The following is an 18,219-nucleotide window of genomic DNA, read 5'->3' as shown; positions in this document are numbered from 1 at the left end:
TTTTTGTTTCCTTAAAAGTTTAATGAGGTCCTCACGCCGAAAACCCATACAGTGTCGGTACGAGGTAAGGCGGAGTCAATAATCTGGGCATCGAGGGTAACGTGGAACCAGGGCGTCACCGCAATGTTGTAAAAGATCTCGCCCCCGATTTCATCATCCACTCCCAAACCACTCAGCAGATCTTCATCGCTCATGTCAATATAGTACACTCCCGCACCCCATCTATCCTGCTGACGGCCGGGGAATAGTCCCTTGCCTCCCAGTCCACCAGCTCCGTGCCATTTCACTGGATTCGGATCGCCATCAGAAACTCCGAACCGGGCAAATAAGCCCCAGCCCCTTTTGGAGTCTCCCCAGATATATTGATGGGCATTGTAAAAAAACGCCCAAGTGTCGCTGTCAGTTGTAGGAATCGGCCGATCCAGCAAAATGCTGCCAATGAAGACCCGGGGGTCCTGAGCAATCTCAAGGCGATTCCGGTCAATCCCATAGAGAAATCCGAAGCGTTGTCCACCGGGGCGCTCCCCCAAGGCGTGTTGGATACTCCACTCGGTGGCGATGGTCGTCCCCTGATCCCGGTCAAAAGGGTTTTCGCCGGCAGACTCTTCGCTGTTATAGGCCGATAAAGCACCCATGATATTTTCTCGGGGAAGAAAGAGCACTCCCCCGCCCAAGGTCACAGTGGGGGTAGAGGCAGCCTCCACCGGCGACATCAGGAAAGCAAGATTTAAAAAATGAGCATTGGAACGGGCAGATCCAGCGATTTCATTGGCATCCCCATCGAGGGTGTTAAGTAAACCTCCAAAGAACGCCCACTTTTCGCTCAGAAACTGGATAAAGGTTAGCTCAGTCAGGCCCCCCGCCTCCTCATCAAAGCGGTCCTCCACATTGGGAAACACGGCGTCATTATTAACCGGCGAGATGGTGCCGGCGCGCTGCACCACGGAGGTCCCAGAGCGCCCTTCCAACCTCGCCTTCAAGAACCCGCCCGGCCACCAACCGGCCTTGCCGGTATCCAGTTGCAACACCAGATCTCCAGAAAAAGTGTGGCCGGTATCATCTTCGTCTGAGAATCGCTGAAACAACGGCCCTTCCAATCCTCCATCGGCAACCCCTTGGAAGGTGTAAACGCCATCTAAATCCACCATAACTCCCCGACTAGCCCATTGGTCGCGCAGCCCTCCCCAACTACCGGTAAGTTTTGGACGGGACCACAAGCCTCCCCCGAATGTGGCGCTGGACGCGGCTGGTGCATCCGGGGCCGACATCTCATCCGTTGGAGTGGCTGACGCCAGCAAGGACGGGTCAGCAAATACTGGCAGCGATGCGACTATCATCGTACTACCCCACATAAACATTGCGATGGCGTGCCTCATTGACTGGCTTTTTACACTGGCAAAGTGCAGGTTCTCCCTGCTAGATAGCAGGCCATAAACCAATGCCAGCGATCGACCCATTAAAACTAATAAGTGCATTGTGGTTTACCTTTGAAAAAAACTGGGACCGTCAATTGATCATCATGTTCTGGACGGCCAGAGGGGTTGTCTTTCTTGAAAACCAGCATCCCTCGAGAATCCGAACGGGGAGGTTTGAATTGCAGGGTGCCTTCAAACGGCACGAATTTCTCGGTCATCCATTCGCCTTGGGCGGTAGCAAAGCTTTTCCCAATCACTTGCCCCTTTGAATCAGTGAGAATAAGGGGAAAATCTCCCTCGAAAAACCACGTGCCTCGGGCTTTCCCCTTGATCTTAACCGGCGAGGCAATCAACGCCCCTGGAACAGGTGCCTCCACGACGATGAACTCACTCTTGCAATTTCCCCTGGGAGACACCTGCACCAATTGGGTCGCCAATAATGCCCCCTCGTACTGTGCCCCGAAACCTTCTCTTGGCCCCTCGACAATTTGGCCGACAAGCACCATAAACAGGGGCGTATAGGGCCGTGGGTGGGGCAACGCTTGGTCATAAGCGGCTATGATCTCACTAAGGGCCGGGGAATCCCCCAGGAGCCAAAGGTCAGTCTTGCCCGAGCACGGCCAAAAGGATCGCGTTTCATGGCCGATGGTGACCCAGCCCTCTAGCACTTGCTCGTCTTTTCCGAGCGGCTTGATCGCGCTTAATCGGTCTTTCTCAAGAGTCAAATATTTCGATTTGGCCACAGAGGGTGTAACCGTCATCGACTCTTCTACTTGGCGGTCAACATAGTTGGCGATAATCACTCTGTTTCGTATCGTGACCTCCTGGGGCGCAATCCGGTCACCAAGCAGAACCCCGTTGCTTCCCCGATACTGACCATCCAGGTTGCGCGCAGCCGCCACATAATAAAAAGTCCCGCTGCCGCCGGGAGCATGCGCCAGCAACAACACCGCATCCTCATCCTTATCCTCACCCAGATCCCCATAGACGGGCTCACCAAATACAGTGGTCTTGACTTGGGTTGCCGAACCAGGAGCGGCTTGTACCTGGTAATGACCATTGCGCAAATGTATCGGGCGGCCCTCAATCCCATAACTAGCATTCAAAGGATCAGGGGCCAACTCCAAATCTGTACTGATAGCATCGCTGGCAGCTGGGTGGGCGTATCCTATGAGCGCGAGGATGGCGACCAAGCCGATATAGGAAGTGATCTGCATCTTCTTGCCTAGTTTCCCTTTCTTTGGGAATTCATTTAATTCCTTACTTCATATTTTTGTTGCACTCGCCCTATCAATGTCCTAAATATAATTATCAGTGGATTAAAGCACCTCCGATAGTTAGCCTTTAGTCCAATGGGGGTTGACCTTTGGTTATAGGTAACCCATCCCCCACTATGGGCGCTGATGATGGAAGAAACTGTATTCATCGTCGACGACGACGCCTCAATAAGACGCTCCTTAGAACGGCTTATCAAGTCAGTCGGATTTCAGGTTGAAAGCTTTGCTTCGGCGCAAGAATTCCTACGCCGAGAGCCAACAATTCGACCGGCCGGTCTTGTTCTTGATGTACGAATGCCTGGACCAAGTGGATTTGATCTTCAAGATAAGTTAGCGTTTTTGCATTGCAATTTGCCGATTATCTTCATCACCGGGCATGGAACAATCCCCCTGAGCGTGCGGGCCATGAAGGGCGGTGCCATTGAGTTTCTTACTAAACCTCTCGATGAACAGTACCTTTTGGATGCCATCCATAAAGCTGTCGAGCTGAACCGGCAGGCGATGCAGGAGCAAGTCAAAATCACAGAAGTTCAACAGCGCCTGACATCCTTAACGCCGCGCGAGTCCGAAGTATTCAAATTGGTCATTACGGGACTGTTAAACAAACAGATCGCCTTTAAGTTAGGAAGGAGCGAAAAGACGATCAAAGTGCACCGTGCTCGGGTCATGGAGAAAATGCAGGCTAAATCCCTTGCCCAGCTAGTCAGGCTGGCTGAGAAAATGGGAATTCAATCATCAGAAGACTAACCATCCACCCTTTTTAGAACACCTCCAGAGGACAAAACCTTTACCCTTGAGCCCAATCCACATTAGGCTAAGGTCTAATTGTAGGTTCCCTCCACCCGTCTTTAAATTTGTATTATCAACCATTTTTTCACTCAGCGGCATAGCCTTCCCTAAGAGGGCTAAACCAATCAAAAACTCCCTTGGAACTAAAGGCGATGGAGAATCAAGCCGTCATCTATATCGTGGATGACGATGACTCGGTCCTCAGGTCATTAAGAAGACTCATCAAATCCGCAGGCTTTGTCGTAGAAACTTTCACCTCGGCCGAGAGTTTCTTGCAAACCGGACATCCTCGCGAAAAGGGTTGTTTAATTCTTGATATCCAATTACCTGGGATCAATGGCCTCGATCTCCAGGAAAAGTTAGCCTCCGCCCACTGCAAGTTACCCATCATCTTCATCACGGCCAGGACAGATACTGCAAGCCAAGTTCGGGCCCTAGCAGCAGGAGCGGTGGCATTTCTCTTCAAGCCTGTTGATGATCAAGTGCTCCTGGATGGGATAAATGCCGCGCTTAACCCCAGCACCCCCATAAAACTAGAGAACGGCCTCGGGAAAGAGTAAGCTCAAAAACCATTAATGGCAGCCCCTTCGTGCCCACAGCATACGCGACTTGCCAACTCGTAAGGTCAGTTGAACAGCGCGAAACCGCCCCCATTCTTCTCAAATGCGATTGTTTTATTCCCCTGTTTAATCTAAATTTTTACTAAACAAAGTATTCACTTTCAATTCCGTGTCGGATCAAGATAAAAAAGAACCCCGAGCACCCCCTATCAAGGGTACGGCTAGGGCACAACAAATACCCGAGCACAGGTTTTCCAAGCAGTCGCAACACAAACCAATACCAAAAAGTTCAGCGATAGCCTTAAGTCCCCCCATGACTTTTTGATTCGGGTAGCTGGATAAAGGCGGTTGCAAGCCCAAACTCCCGCCGTTTGGCAGAGGCATGGCTTCGACTGCAAGCGATCGCGATGGGGGCGGTGAAGAAATGAAGAAAAAAGGGTCAGGTCTTGTATGGTGACAAACCCTTCTGTACCGCACACAAGAAATGAAGAAAAAAGGGTCAGGTCTTGTATGGTGACAAACCCTTCTGTACCGCACACAATGATACTTGACCATACGACACGGCATCCCGAGTCCCCGCTTGTTGCCCATCAAGGGGACGCGATAAAGGAAGCAGCTGTTAAAGAAAAAGATAGATAACCCGATTATTAAGCAGGAAGGCGCCGAACTGCCGGAACTTGAAACCACGCCGATATGGGTGAAGAGCATTTACGCTGAACGGGATTTAGTTATTTATCCCATCAACGCCGCAATGACTGAAGCGAAGTCCAACACTATTACTTCAAACTGGCCTGATATAGGATTTCATGAGAAAAATAGCAATTACTTTACTAATGGCTATCATAGTAGCACTGCCTGCGCTGGTACCTGCAGAGATAAAATTCACGGAACGCGCAGAGTTACGGCCGCTACAAGATGGTCACAGCACCTGGCTTACTAGCCGTGAAGCACGCATCCAAGCACTAAAAGCCAGAGGCAATAGAAGCAGAAACAAAAGCAGTACCGGATTAGATGGCTATGTCTACGTTCGCATTGACCGTACTACTGAGGCTGAAACGCACACAACCAATAATGGCGTAATGCTGGATAATCTCTCTGCACTGGATAAGCTCTCCGAGGTGACCTGGCAAGGCGTAACCGGCCAGCAACTCACCGGGCCTGGGCAATTGGTGTGGTTAAAAGGGGATGGCACCGAGGTAGTGCTTTACGACTGCCCGGATGTCGCCCTAGGGAAGCCTGCCTGCATTCCCTACGACCCACGTGTGAGTCTGGACGGGACTAAGGTCGCTTTCACCGTATTCAAGAAGAAAAAAGGGTCAGGTCTTGTATGGTGACAAACCCTTCTGTACCGCACACAATGATACTTGACCATACGACACGGCATCCCGAGTCCCCGCTTGTTGCCCATCAAGGGGACGCGATAAAGGAAGCAGCTGTTAAAGAAAAAGATAGATAACCCGATTATTAAGCAGGAAGGCGCCGAACTGCCGGAACTTGAAACCACGCCGATATGGGTGAAGAGCATTTACGCTGAACGGGATTTAGTTATTTATCCCATCAACGCCGCAATGACTGAAGCGAAGTCCAACACTATTACTTCAAACTGGCCTGATATAGGATTTCATGAGAAAAATAGCAATTACTTTACTAATGGCTATCATAGTAGCACTGCCTGCGCTGGTACCTGCAGAGATAAAATTCACGGAACGCGCAGAGTTACGGCCGCTACAAGATGGTCACAGCACCTGGCTTACTAGCCGTGAAGCACGCATCCAAGCACTAAAAGCCAGAGGCAATAGAAGCAGAAACAAAAGCAGTACCGGATTAGATGGCTATGTCTACGTTCGCATTGACCGTACTACTGAGGCTGAAACGCACACAACCAATAATGGCGTAATGCTGGATAATCTCTCTGCACTGGATAAGCTCTCCGAGGTGACCTGGCAAGGCGTAACCGGCCAGCAACTCACCGGGCCTGGGCAATTGGTGTGGTTAAAAGGGGATGGCACCGAGGTAGTGCTTTACGACTGCCCGGATGTCGCCCTAGGGAAGCCTGCCTGCATTCCCTACGACCCACGTGTGAGTCTGGACGGGACTAAGGTCGCTTTCACCGTATTCAAGAAGAAAAAAGGGTCAGGTCTTGTATGGTGACAAACCCTTCTGTACCGCACACAATGATACTTGACCATACGACACGGCATCCCGAGTCCCCGCTTGTTGCCCATCAAGGGGACGCGATAAAGGAAGCAGCTGTTAAAGAAAAAGATAGATAACCCGATTATTAAGCAGGAAGGCGCCGAACTGCCGGAACTTGAAACCACGCCGATATGGGTGAAGAGCATTTACGCTGAACGGGATTTAGTTATTTATCCCATCAACGCCGCAATGACTGAAGCGAAGTCCAACACTATTACTTCAAACTGGCCTGATATAGGATTTCATGAGAAAAATAGCAATTACTTTACTAATGGCTATCATAGTAGCACTGCCTGCGCTGGTACCTGCAGAGATAAAATTCACGGAACGCGCAGAGTTACGGCCGCTACAAGATGGTCACAGCACCTGGCTTACTAGCCGTGAAGCACGCATCCAAGCACTAAAAGCCAGAGGCAATAGAAGCAGAAACAAAAGCAGTACCGGATTAGATGGCTATGTCTACGTTCGCATTGACCGTACTACTGAGGCTGAAACGCACACAACCAATAATGGCGTAATGCTGGATAATCTCTCTGCACTGGATAAGCTCTCCGAGGTGACCTGGCAAGGCGTAACCGGCCAGCAACTCACCGGGCCTGGGCAATTGGTGTGGTTAAAAGGGGATGGCACCGAGGTAGTGCTTTACGACTGCCCGGATGTCGCCCTAGGGAAGCCTGCCTGCATTCCCTACGACCCACGTGTGAGTCTGGACGGGACTAAGGTCGCTTTCACCGTATTCAAGGGCACCATGATCGAGGGCCAGTATCCGGTCATGCGAAAAGTAAATGCCACCGAGGCGCAAATCCACATTATTGACCTGGCCACACTAAGCATGACCCAATGGCCGCTCATCCCAGGGCATTTCGATACTGCTCCGAACTGGTTACCTGATGGCAGGATCGCGTTCACATCTACTCGCGCCAATATCTACCCAGGTCCAATTGACGGCTTCAGCCCGGAAGGCGTCGCCTTTCAGCTATGGGTTGCTAATGAAGATGGCAGTAACGCCGTCAATTGGTCCCCTCACGTGATGCGTGACGTGCTGCACCCAATACTACACCCGACGCTCGGCCTACTTTATTCCCGGTGGTGGATTGACAAAGAGCGGGTAGACGGGAGTACGGCAGACAATTTCTGGCATTTGGAAACCGTCAACGCAGGCGGGGGTGACCCCAAAGCATTACTTGGCGCTCATGCTCGATGGGACGGGGATTTGCTAACATTAAAGGCGCTACATTTCCTAGGTGTTCGTAGCAATGGTGATGTATGCGCAGATAATTATTACCGGGGAAATAATCTAGGAGCAGGTAATATACTTTGCTTTACTGTTGATCCTACAGCAATGGAAGCCCCATTTCCATTCAAGCGACATGCGAACGAGTACATAGCACTCAAGGGTAAAGGTGGCGACATTGATGCAGGCACAAACGGCAAAGCTCGCGACCCTATGGGCTTGCCTAACGGCGATATGGTATTTGCTTGGGGGCAAGGGTTTTGTAAGCGTCACAACGAAGGTAACATGGAAACACGGGTTGGCCAACTAGGGTGCGACTTTGGAATCTACACACAGACCGCCGCCAATATCCCAGAAACGGACACGGCCACACGCACACTTGTGGTGGATAGCCCGGAATGGCACGAGATTCAACCTCAGCCAGTGATGCCGTACGAAGATATTTACGGGCAAGAGCCTGTATTGCCTCAGATGGCGACGACCGGGGGTGGAACTTGCATATTGGGTTCGGCCTCTATGCAAGGGCAGATCGATCCAGAGAATGGGTGGCAGGGCCCGGATAATCCTAAATGGTGCAAACACCAGGGTTGCAGTTTGCAAGGCGTTGATAAGTCGAGCCTAGTGGCAGCTATCAAATTTTGGCGTCCGATAGCTTGGAATCAGGTTACGAAGCATTCAGACTTTGATGGACTGCACAATCACAAACTCGAAGTTCTTGGGACCGTCCCGCTGCAAAGAGATGATTCTTTCGTGGCGGAATTACCATGTGATACACCACTGCTCATGGCTAGTGTGGACGCAGAGGGCCGTTCTCTTGCCAGAGATAGATTACCGATGTCGCTACGTCCAGGTGAGAAACGCACTTGTAGTGGTTGCCATGATCACGACAACCCAAACCCAAAAGACTTCGATATTAGCGTAGCAGCAACGGTAACTCCTACTATGATACCTGCAACCGGAACGCTCTATGAATGGAATTCGGATATTTGGCCGATGTTGGACACAAATTGCAGGATCAATATGCCTTTCCCATGGGACTCTGGTGAGAAAGCAGTGTACGACTACATTACAACGGCCAGAGCATTGGGTGTTACTATTAAGCCACCACAGCGCAGTAAGTACATCAATAGCTTATTTGCGCGTGAATCTTTGCTGTATTGGCTGGCTATTGGACAGAGAATGGACGGCAGGACAGATACGGATAGAACCGATGATATAGACCTCGGCACGCCACCCCCTAGCGCCTGTCTCAATGCTGCTCAGCTACAGATTCTCGCAGATTGGATCGAGGCTGGTGCTTATCGTTTTAACGGTACTCACTAACCTCAGGTATGGGGGGCTGCTGGACGACTCCTCGGCATTGGAGGGGCAGCCCCCGAGTACCCCCTGTGTGATTTATAAAAAAGGCAATCAAGAAGTCTACCATCGGATTTTGCGGGTAGCGGGTATTTCATAGGCATACCCTTCTAGAGGCGGGCGACATGTCACCGCTCACCCTTGACCGGCGTATACCAGATCGGCGAAGTATAAGGGCGCTCCTGGGTCGTCATGGGAACCTCTTTCGGCATCTGAAGCCCATAACGCTGGGCATCGTAGGCTGTCCACTAAGCGGGAATAGGCCCACTTTGCCCCTGGTATTATCCGCATGCCTGGAGGGTGTCAAGTTTTTTGTGTAACTAATTTTCACTTGGGCATCCGCTCAGCGAAGAGGATGACGAATTGATTGAGGGCGGCCTTCCAGTCCCGAATGGGTTGAGTCCATTTTTTGGTGATATTGTTCAGGGCCAGATAGAGCACCTTGAAAATGGCTTCATCCGTGGGAAAAGCGCCCCGGTTTTTCAAGACTTTTCGTAGTGAATAGTTCAAGGATTCGATGGCGTTGGTGGTATAAATGGCTCGCCGGATCTGGGGTGGGTAATCAAAGAAGACCGTCAGCCGTGACCAATCGGCCCGCCAGCTGGGGCTGATGGCCGGATATGTCTCATCCCAACGCGCTGAGAAGCGCTCTAGGGCCTGTTCGGCCTCGGCCAGGGTCGCGGCGCCATAGATGGCCCGCAGGTCGGCCGCCACGGCCCGGCGCTGTTTCCAGGGGACATACTTCAGCGAGCCGCGCACCTTGTGCACGATGCACAGCTGAACCTGGGCCTGTGGAAACACCGCCTCGATGGCCTCAGGCAGGCCCTTGAGCCCGTCCACGCAGGCAATAAAGCAATCCTCGACCCCCCGGTTTTTCAGCTCATTGAATACCGACAGCCAGAATTTAGCCCCTTCGTTTTCACTCATCCACATCCCTAACAGCTCTTTCTCTCCCTCTAGATTGACCCCCAGGGCTAAGTACACTGCTTTCGTTTTCACCATGCCCTCCTGGCGTGATTTCACAAACAAGGCATCAAAATATAGGATGGGATAGACGGCCGATAGGGGCCGGCTTTGCCAGGCCCGCACCTCCTCCAACACCGCATCGGTCACCTGGGAAATCAGCGCCGGGGAGACCTCCACCCCATAGAGCTCTTCCAGCTGCGCCTCAATCTCTCGGGTCGAGAGCCCCCGGGCATACAGCGCTAGCACCTTCTCATCAAAGCCCTCCAGCCGACGCTGACGTTTCTTGACCAATTGCGGCTCAAAATTCCCATTGCGGTCCCGTGGCACCTCGATTTCCAATTGCCCCGCCTCGCTCTGAACCCGCTTCTTGCTCTTGCCGTTGCGGCTGTTGCCACTGCCCCGACCTTCCTGAGCATGGGGCGCGTACCCTAGGTGCTCAGTCAGCTCAGCCTCCAAAACCCGCTCCACCAAGCGCTTGCTCAGCTGCTTCAATAACCCATGCTCGCCCAGAACCTCTTTCGGGCTATTGCACTCCTTCAGAAGTTCATCCAGCAACTCATCGGTCTTTTTTTCAATACTGGTCATCAGTGCTTTCTCCTTGTTGTTAATTACAGATCACCAGTTACACAGTTATTTGTACACCCCCTCAGGCGTGGTATTGCGTTTCGCTTACGGATCCCGAATAACACCCAGACCCATAACCGTCAGCGTAATGCTCGTTTGCCCGTCACCCGGCTGTTTAGCATTCAGAGCGGCGAGACGATGATACTCAACCGGCCACGGCGCCTGTGGGGGCATACCTTGTATCTCGTCGGTACGCGCGCACCTAGTGGAGAACACGTTATCGTCATCACCACCCACGCCCCAGAGCAGGCGCTCGAGGACTATCGCCAACGCTGGCAAACGGAGTGTCTGTAGTGTGATCCGTTTGGGGTTGGATACGTTGCGCCGGGTTTTGCTCAATGGCGCTTCACAAACACCCCAGATACGCTACTGGATTCACTTCCTTTTCGATAAAAAGGTCATCATAGCAAGCACTTAGGATAACCCTGTGTTTTTGTACCGTACTGAGCATTTCTCGTTTAAATGAGACCTAAGGCGTTTGGTGCAGGCGTGACCAGACACGCTGTAAATCTGTCCCTGGAAGCTCGACGCCGGCGGTAAAAAGGAGGTCGCAATGAGAAAGATGAAAAGTTTTATCCTTATGGGCATAGCTATGGGGGCACTAGTACTGGCCACAACCAATGCCTGGGCCCTGGAAAACATCGCCAATTCTGTGAAGGAAGGCTGTAATAAGGAGCTTGAGAGTTACTGCAGCAATGTGACACCCGGCGAGGGTCGGGTGCTTGCCTGCTGCCTTTATGCCCACGAAGACAAGCTCTCCGGCCGCTGCGAATACGCGCTATACGATGCCGCCGCCCAACTTGAACGGGCAATCGGAGCGCTAACCTATCTGGCGAATGAATGCAAAGCTGACCTGCAGGAACACTGCGCGGATATTAAACCGGGCGAGGGACGGTTGGCTGCATGCCTGAAGAAAAACGAGGAACAGATCAGCCCCCGCTGCCAACAAGCCATGGAGGACGTCAAATTGGAGCTTAAGTAGGCCACAACACTTGTGGGGCGTCCTCTGCGGCGTCCCCAGCCACGCAAACCCTAATACCAATTCGTACTGACCCCGCATGTTATAATGAGGAGGTTTGAAAGCGAGTTTATGGGGAGGAGCGAGGTTGATGAGTCGCCGCCTAGAGCTAGAAATCACGGAGAGTGCCGAGGAATTAAAAGCGCTGCTTCACCAGCAGAGCGAGGTGAAACTCAAAGAACGAGTTCAGGCGTTATATTTGCTCAAGAGCGAGCAGGTCACCGAACTCAAAGCTTTGGGGAAAGTGCTAGGGCGCAATCCCTCCACCCTTTATCGCTGGTTTGAGGGGTATCGGGCCCGAGGGTTAGCAGGCTTGCTTGAGCTTGGGACGGCGCATAATGGGCGTGCCCGAGCTATACCGCCGGCGGTGGAGCAGGCCTTAAAGCAGCGTTTGAAAGAACCGCCGGGTTTTAAGAGCTATGGGGCGATTCAACAGTGGCTGAGGGAAGAATACGGGTTGCAGATTAAGTATAAAACGGTACATCAGACAGTACGTTACCGGCTCAAAGCCAAGCTCAAAGTGGCGCGCCCGAGCCACCTTCATCGAGAGGAAGCGGCGGGGGTGGACTTTAAAAAAAACTCCCGCGGCGCCTAGAAGTTTTGCCGGTCCTCTACGGGGCGGAAGACCCCGCTTTAGCGGTGCGGTATTGGTGTTACGATGAGACGCGCTTTGGGCTTAAAACCATCCCTCGGCGACTGATTACGTTGACCGGCACCAAGCCCCTAGCGCCGGTGCAATGGCAATTTAAAGCCTTCTATCTCTATGGGGCAGTGGAGCCGCTGAGCGGGGAAAGCTTCTTTTTGGAGTTCTCTCATCACGATAGCGACTGTTTTCAGATTTATTTGGATCACCTCGCTCAACGCTATCCCCACGCTCTCCATATCGTTCAACTTGATAATGCCAGCTCTCATTGGGCCAAGAAGCTGGAGTTGCCTGAGAATATCGTGTTGATGTTCCAGCCTCCCTATAGCCCCGAGCTCAACCCTATCGAGCGACTTTGGCAACACATGAAAGATCAGCTCAGTTGGGTTCTCTTTAGCACACTGGACTCCCTTCGACAGACTGTCGGGGAAATCCTCCAGGACCTCACTCCACAAACGATTCGTTCTTTAACCGGTTACCCCTTTATCCTCTCCGCTTTAAAGCATGCAAATATTTAAAGAAATGGTATGACCCTATACCTCAAACAACCCCCCTCCCCCCCTTGAAATGTACCCGAGTCCCTCCCATGATCCCGAGGGCTAGTGGAGAGATCTATGCTTATCAACTACCCTGTCCTGAAGGGGGAAGCTTGAAGGGAAAAGCGATGCAATCCAAAAAATTAGCTAAGACGGCATTAGATACGCTGATCCAAATCCTGAAAGAACAAGGTTACCGGGTCTTGGGTCCACAAATTCGTGCCGATGCGGTTATTTTCGATGAACTTGCCAGCGCGGAAGATCTGCCTCGGGGGATCAAGAGCATACAGGAACCGGGAAGTTATCGCTTGATCGATGAGGGGGATGAACGCCTATTTGATTTTGTTCATGGCCCCGAATCCCTAAAGCGTCTGCTCTTCGCCCCGGAAGAAACCCTATGGACCGTTTCCACCGATGGAGAAGTCCGCTTTAATGACAACTTGTCCGAGGCCCCGCCCGTGGCCGTCATCGGAGCCCGGGCTTGCGATATCGCCGGCATGCAGGTCCAAGACCGCACTTTTCTCCAGGGAAGCTATGCCCAATATACCGACCCCTATTATGCCTCTCGCCGTGAAAACTTGTTTTTAGTCGCTGTCAACTGTACCCGCTCCGCGGCCACCTGTTTTTGCACTTCCATGGACACTGGCCCTCGGGCGCGGGAGGGCTTTGATCTGGCCTTGACCGAGTTGGAAGATGAATTTTTAGTAGAAGTGGGCAGCGCCGCGGGCAAGGCGGTCGCCGCCAAGCTTCCCCTGAAAGCAGCCACTCAACAGGACACCCAAACAGCGGCAGAGGCAATTCAATCGGCAGCAGACAGTCAGGTGCGCCGCCTGGATACGACCAACATCTACGAACTGCTTTTTGATAACTTGGAGCATCCCCGCTGGGACGATGTGGCTTCCCGCTGCCTTTCCTGCGCTAACTGCGTCATGGTGTGCCCCACCTGTTTTTGCCACCGGGAATATGACGAGATGTCTTTAGAAGGGAATCACAGCCAACATAAGCGGCAATGGGATGCCTGCTTTACCCTAGAACATGGTTCAGTTCACGGCGGGCATCTTCGTCCCCAGATAAAACAACGTTACCGGCAATGGCTGACCCATAAACTGGGCTCTTGGATTGAGCAATTTGGGGTTTCAGGGTGTGTCGGCTGCGGCCGCTGCATCACCTGGTGCCCCACCGGGATTGATCTCACCGAAGAAGTCGCCGCCATTCGCAACCAGCCAGGGCTTAAATCCCATGACTAAAATCCCCTCTTCCAATCCTTACCTTCCCCTAGTCGCCGAGGTGGTGGAGCGTATTGAAGAAGCCCCTGGAATTTTTACCCTTCGTTTGTGGCTACGGGACCCCGAAACACGGACGGCTTATCAATTCCAGCCTGGTCAATTCAATATGCTTTATCTATTCGGGATTGGCGAGGTAGCCATTTCCATTGTTTCTGACCCCAAGGACCCGGAAATCATCGACCATACCATTCGCGCCGTAGGCCGAGTGACCAAGGGCTTGGTCCGGCTTGGGCGTGGCGATACCCTGGGGCTGCGGGGACCCTTTGGCCAGGGCTGGCCCATGGAGAAAGCCAAGAACAAGGGGCTTTTGATGGTTACCGGCGGAGTGGGCTGCGCCCCCGCCACCTCAGCTATCCAATATGCCATCCAACGCCGAGCTGACTATGGCCCCTTGGCCATCGCCCATGGGGTTCGACGTCCTAGTGAGCTTATCTACACTGAACGGTTCCGCTCCTGGGAATCCGCGCCTCAAACCCAAGTCCTGCTAGCCGCAAGCCACGCCGAACCAGGATGGGGATGGCGGGGTGAAGTGGGCCTGGTGACCGAAGTTTTAGACGATGTTCATCCTGAGGTGTTTAAAGGGATCGCCATGATGTGTGGACCGGAGGTCATGCTCCAGGCGGTGGCCGAGGAACTTATGGAAAGGGGCATCCTCATTGAAAATATCTATGTTTCCATGGAGCGCAACATGCAATGCGCCCTCGGTCATTGTGGCAATTGCCAGTTCGGAAAAGAGTTTCTGTGCAAGGATGGTCCTGTTTTTCCCTATCCCCGAGTCCGCCCGCTATTAACAGTAAAGGGCTATTAACGCAATGAGCAAATTACGAATTGCAGTGCACAAATTCGCCTCCTGTGATGGCTGCCAACTCCAATTTCTCAACCTGGAACAGGAGTTATTAACTTTGGCCGAACGGGTTGATATTGCCTATTTTGTGGAGGCCTCCAGTGATCTGGGGGAAGGCCCCTATGATGTCTCCTTTGTGGAGGGATCGGTCTCTACCCCCGAAGAAATCAAACGTATCCGGCAAGTCCGTCAACAAAGCCGGCAGGTCATTGCCATTGGGGCCTGTGCCACTGGCGGCGGCATCCAGGCCCTACGCAATTGGGGTCAACATGATGCTTTTCTGAAAGCGGTCTACGCCAGCCCTGAATATATCGACAGCCTGGAGCATTCCACCCCCTTCTCCGACCATATTCGCCTTGATGCCGAACTCTGGGGTTGTCCGCCCGACCCGGGACAACTCAAACGGATGCTGGCCGATCTGATGGCGGGGGTCACTCCGTTTGTGCCGGGGGAATCGGTTTGCCTAGAATGCAAACGAAAAGGCAATGTGTGCGTGCTGGTAGCCAAGGGGGAACCTTGTCTGGGACCAGTGACCCGCACCGGTTGCGGCGCCCTTTGTCCCTACCAGGAGCGCGATTGTTACGGCTGCTTCGGTCCTCAGGCCGGCGGCAATACTACCGCCCTGGGCCGGCGCTTTCTGGGTCTAGGGCTCTCGCCGGAGGCCATTAAGCACCGTTACCGCTTTATTTATAATTGGGCTCCTGCCTTCCGGGAAGCTTCCCAGGAATGGGAAAGCAAAGAGATTACCTATACCCCTCTACCTTCCAAAAGAGAGGGAGAATGGCCATGAGCACCCGCCGCATTGAAGTTCCAGTACTCACCCGGGTGGAAGGAGAAGGCGCCCTTTATGCCCGCATCGAAAAAAAGCAGGTTACGGATCTGCGTTTGCGGATTTTTGAGCCACCACGCTTTTTTGAAAAATTCCTGCAAGGCAGAAGTTGGAAAGAAGTTCCAGACATTGTGGCCCGCATTTGCGGCATCTGCCCGGTGGCCTATCAAATGAGCGCCACCCATGCCATTGAAAGCGCCTTTAAGGCCACTATCACCCCAGAGATTCGGGCTCTGCGCCGCCTCTATTACTGCGGCGAGTGGATGGAAAGTCACAGTTTGCATATTCATCTACTGGCCGCTCCGGATTTCCTAGGCTATCCCAGCGCCATGGCCATGGCGAAGGATCACCCCGATGAGGTCAAACGGGGGATGCGCTTGCAAGGGCTAGGCAACCGAATTCTGAAAATCTTTGGCGGCCGCCCAGTCAATCCAGTGGGCGTGCGGGTGGGCGGCTTCTACCGCGCTCCGAGTCGACAAGAGGCCAGGGAGCTGCTGGAACTACTCCAATCTGCGCTACCCAACGCTGAAGCCTTGGTGCGTTGGACTGCCAGTTTGAAGCTGCCGGAAGTGAGCCGGCCTGCCCCCTTTGTCTCCCTGCGCCACCCCGAGGAATATCCCATGAATGAAGGCCGTCTCGTTTCCAGTCAAGGCCTGGACATCGGGGCGGCAGAATTTGAGCACCACATGGTCGAATATCAAGTTCCCCACTCCACCGCCCTCCATGCTCACCTCCATGGTCAACCCTATTGGGTCGGTCCCCTAGCGCGTCTGAATAACAATTTGGATCGCCTGCCTCCAGAAACCGCCACCCTGCTCCATGAAACCGGGATCGGCTGGCCCAGCACCAATCCCTATCACAGCATCATTGCCCGCGCCTTAGAAGTCCATTTGGCATTGCTCGAAGCCATCCATCTCCTCAAGCACTATCGCCGTCCTCAGCAAGCTTATGTGGCTATCGAACCCCGCGCCGGTATTGGGATGGCCGCCACAGAGGCCCCACGAGGAATTCTTTGGCACCGCTACGAATTGGACGCCCAGGGCTTTGTGCGCCAAGCCCGGATTGTGCCCCCCACCAGCCAGAACCAAGCCCAAATGGAAGCGGATATGCGGGCCAGCATCCTAGAATCCCTGGATTTTGATGATGAAGCTTTACGGCTACGGTTGGAATCCGGTATCCGCAATTATGATCCTTGTATTTCTTGTTCTACCCACTTTCTTCGGCTGGAGATAGAGCGCAAGTGAATGAGGTCCATCCCAATCAATAACGGGCTGCTTGCTGTCTCCTGCTCCCGCCAGAGGGAGATGCAAACGGCGACTCAATTGGGAAATTTCAAATTGCAGGGCAATAATTTTGTATGACTAACCCATTCCCATGGAACTATTCTACATACTGCTGGTTTTGCTGCTGACGACACGCCTGCTCGGTGAGCTTGCCAAGCGGATAGGCCAGCCCCCCCTTATTGGCGAGGTGATAGCCGGGATTGTACTAGGCACTCTTGCCGCTGAGTATCCCAACATCTTGCCCAAATTGGACAATATCACAGAGGACAAGGTTTTCATTGCCCTCACCGATCTTGCCATTTTCTTTCTGATGTTATTAGCGGGAATGCATTTACGTCTGCAAGAACTGGCTAAAGTCTCCGGCAGCGCTTTTTTTATCGCCGTGGGCGGGATGGTGGTACCCATGGCTGTAGGAGTGGGGCTAGGATGGCTGCTTGTCCCCGACTCCGATTACAAACAGGCCCACATCCTGTTCCTTGCCACTACCCTTTCCATTACAGCGCTCCCCGTCGCGGTGCGCATCCTCATGGATTTGGGTAGCCTCCATTCACGGGTGGGTCAGGTTATCGTCTTGGCAGCCTTCATCAATGAAGTTCTGGGTTTGTTCCTCCTCGCAGTGCTGATGGCCATGATCAATACGGGTGAACTCCCCGACCTCGTCTCGTTCATGTATTTGCTCGGTCAGGCGTTGCTCTTCTTTATGGTGACTGGCGTGGTGGGTTATTTTACGCTCCCCTTCATCGGTAAATTCATCACACTGTTTCGCCTTGACGAAATTAACTTCAGCGGCCTGCTCATCATTGCGCTGGCCAATTCCGTGCTCGCTGAAGTGCTCGGCATGCACTTTATCCTCGGGGCTTTTATTACCGGTGTGCTCTTCACTCCAAGCACTATCGACGAGGCGGCCTATGAAGAAATTAGACGCAGGCTCAGTGGAATCAGCGAGGGCTTTCTCGCTCCCCTATTCTTCGCTTCCATTGGCATGTACCTCGATATCAGTACCATCACCGAAGATCCCATCTTCATCCTCTATTTCATCTACGCGGCTTTCGTCTGCAAGTTCCTTGGAGCCGGACTGCCTGCTTATTGGATGGGATTTTCTTCCCGCGACGCCGCGGCCATAGGAGCAGGCATGAGCGCCCGTGGCGCCGTCGAACTCATCATTGCCGACATTGCCTTACGGGCGGGGCTATTCCAACGACCGGAACCCACCCCCCCCTTCATAGAAAACTTATTCTCAGCCATCGTCATTATGGCCCTAGTGACCACCTTGATGACCCCCTTTTTCCTCAAAATGCTGTTAGGGCATGCCACAGATAAAGAGCCTGCTAATCAGCACGCCCCTAACGATAAAAAGTAATCC

General features: G+C 52.9%; 17 protein-coding genes and 1 pseudogene. 14 read left to right on the top strand and 4 right to left on the bottom strand.

Annotation, left to right across the window (positions count from 1 at the left end; translation table 11 throughout):
- Positions 1-11 precede the first annotated feature (11 nt).
- Complete coding sequence (locus NHAL_RS07550) at positions 12-1,337, bottom strand: carbohydrate porin (protein WP_238985469.1); 1,326 nt, start codon at positions 1,335-1,337, stop codon at positions 12-14.
- Between the two features lie 125 nt (positions 1,338-1,462).
- Positions 1,463-2,632, bottom strand: coding sequence for a Gmad2 immunoglobulin-like domain-containing protein (locus NHAL_RS07545; RefSeq protein WP_013032578.1), 1,170 nt, complete (start codon positions 2,630-2,632; stop codon positions 1,463-1,465).
- A gap of 186 nt (positions 2,633-2,818) precedes the next feature.
- Between NHAL_RS07545 and NHAL_RS07540 the strand changes: the two genes are divergently transcribed.
- The 5 genes from NHAL_RS07540 (at position 2,819) to NHAL_RS07515 (ending at position 8,794) form a co-directional block, all read left to right on the top strand.
- Entirely contained in the window at positions 2,819-3,439 is a 621-nt protein-coding gene (locus NHAL_RS07540) for a response regulator transcription factor (RefSeq protein WP_013032577.1), read from the top strand.
- A gap of 194 nt (positions 3,440-3,633) precedes the next feature.
- Positions 3,634-4,041, top strand: coding sequence for a response regulator transcription factor (locus NHAL_RS07530; protein ID WP_013032576.1), 408 nt, complete (start codon positions 3,634-3,636; stop codon positions 4,039-4,041).
- Positions 4,042-4,874: 833 nt separating this feature from the next.
- The gene (locus NHAL_RS07525; RefSeq protein ID WP_041354726.1) at positions 4,875-5,375 is read left to right on the top strand and encodes a hypothetical protein; all 501 of its coding nucleotides are present in this window, start codon (positions 4,875-4,877) and stop codon (positions 5,373-5,375) included.
- Between the two features lie 316 nt (positions 5,376-5,691).
- Complete coding sequence (locus NHAL_RS07520) at positions 5,692-6,192, top strand: hypothetical protein (protein WP_041354726.1); 501 nt, start codon at positions 5,692-5,694, stop codon at positions 6,190-6,192.
- Between the two features lie 289 nt (positions 6,193-6,481).
- On the top strand, positions 6,482-8,794 hold the full coding sequence (locus NHAL_RS07515) for an HzsA-related protein (RefSeq protein WP_013032573.1): 2,313 nt from the start codon (positions 6,482-6,484) through the stop codon (positions 8,792-8,794).
- A 161-nt stretch (positions 8,795-8,955) separates the two neighbouring features.
- On the opposite strand, the pseudogene NHAL_RS22425 reads toward NHAL_RS07515, so the two are convergent.
- Positions 8,956-9,063: pseudogene (locus NHAL_RS22425) on the bottom strand (DUF3604 domain-containing protein); the annotation flags it as partial.
- A gap of 91 nt (positions 9,064-9,154) precedes the next feature.
- Positions 9,155-10,378 (bottom strand): IS256 family transposase, encoded by a 1,224-nt coding sequence (locus tag NHAL_RS07510; RefSeq protein WP_013031487.1) that lies wholly within the window; start codon positions 10,376-10,378, stop codon positions 9,155-9,157.
- A 177-nt stretch (positions 10,379-10,555) separates the two neighbouring features.
- Between NHAL_RS07510 and NHAL_RS20990 the strand changes: the two genes are divergently transcribed.
- The 9 genes from NHAL_RS20990 to NHAL_RS07465 all read left to right on the top strand — a co-directional run bounded on the left by NHAL_RS20990 (position 10,556) and on the right by NHAL_RS07465 (position 18,216).
- Positions 10,556-10,711 (top strand): hypothetical protein, encoded by a 156-nt coding sequence (locus NHAL_RS20990; RefSeq protein WP_157862511.1) that lies wholly within the window; start codon positions 10,556-10,558, stop codon positions 10,709-10,711.
- 259 nt (positions 10,712-10,970) lie between these two features.
- Positions 10,971-11,399 carry a cysteine rich repeat-containing protein gene (locus NHAL_RS07500; protein WP_013032572.1) on the top strand — a complete coding sequence of 143 codons (429 nt, stop codon included), beginning with the start codon at positions 10,971-10,973 and terminating at the stop codon, positions 11,397-11,399.
- Between the two features lie 127 nt (positions 11,400-11,526).
- Entirely contained in the window at positions 11,527-12,030 is a 504-nt protein-coding gene (locus NHAL_RS21850; RefSeq protein ID WP_041354723.1) for a helix-turn-helix domain-containing protein, read from the top strand.
- 5 nt (positions 12,031-12,035) lie between these two features.
- Entirely contained in the window at positions 12,036-12,596 is a 561-nt protein-coding gene (locus NHAL_RS21845; RefSeq protein ID WP_157862509.1) for an IS630 family transposase, read from the top strand.
- Positions 12,597-12,742: 146 nt separating this feature from the next.
- Positions 12,743-13,861 carry a 4Fe-4S dicluster domain-containing protein gene (locus NHAL_RS07485; protein WP_041354721.1) on the top strand — a complete coding sequence of 373 codons (1,119 nt, stop codon included), beginning with the start codon at positions 12,743-12,745 and terminating at the stop codon, positions 13,859-13,861.
- Positions 13,854-14,708 carry an FAD/NAD(P)-binding protein gene (locus NHAL_RS07480; protein ID WP_013032569.1) on the top strand — a complete coding sequence of 285 codons (855 nt, stop codon included), beginning with the start codon at positions 13,854-13,856 and terminating at the stop codon, positions 14,706-14,708. The genes NHAL_RS07485 and NHAL_RS07480 overlap by 8 nt, the downstream gene beginning before the upstream one ends.
- Positions 14,709-14,712: 4 nt before the next feature.
- The gene (locus NHAL_RS07475; protein WP_013032568.1) at positions 14,713-15,534 is read left to right on the top strand and encodes an NADH-quinone oxidoreductase subunit B family protein; all 822 of its coding nucleotides are present in this window, start codon (positions 14,713-14,715) and stop codon (positions 15,532-15,534) included.
- Positions 15,531-16,817: a Ni/Fe hydrogenase subunit alpha gene (locus tag NHAL_RS07470; protein ID WP_013032567.1), complete on the top strand. Its 1,287-nt coding sequence runs from the start codon at positions 15,531-15,533 to the stop codon at positions 16,815-16,817. Before NHAL_RS07475 ends, NHAL_RS07470 begins: the two co-directional genes overlap by 4 nt.
- 130 nt (positions 16,818-16,947) lie before the next feature.
- Complete coding sequence (locus NHAL_RS07465) at positions 16,948-18,216, top strand: cation:proton antiporter (RefSeq protein WP_013032566.1); 1,269 nt, start codon at positions 16,948-16,950, stop codon at positions 18,214-18,216.
- Positions 18,217-18,219 lie beyond the last annotated feature (3 nt).

Origin of the sequence: Nitrosococcus halophilus Nc 4 (assembly GCF_000024725.1) — a bacterium.
Lineage (GTDB): Bacteria > Pseudomonadota > Gammaproteobacteria > Nitrosococcales > Nitrosococcaceae > Nitrosococcus > Nitrosococcus halophilus.
This window is presented reverse-complemented; position numbering and strand designations above follow the sequence as displayed.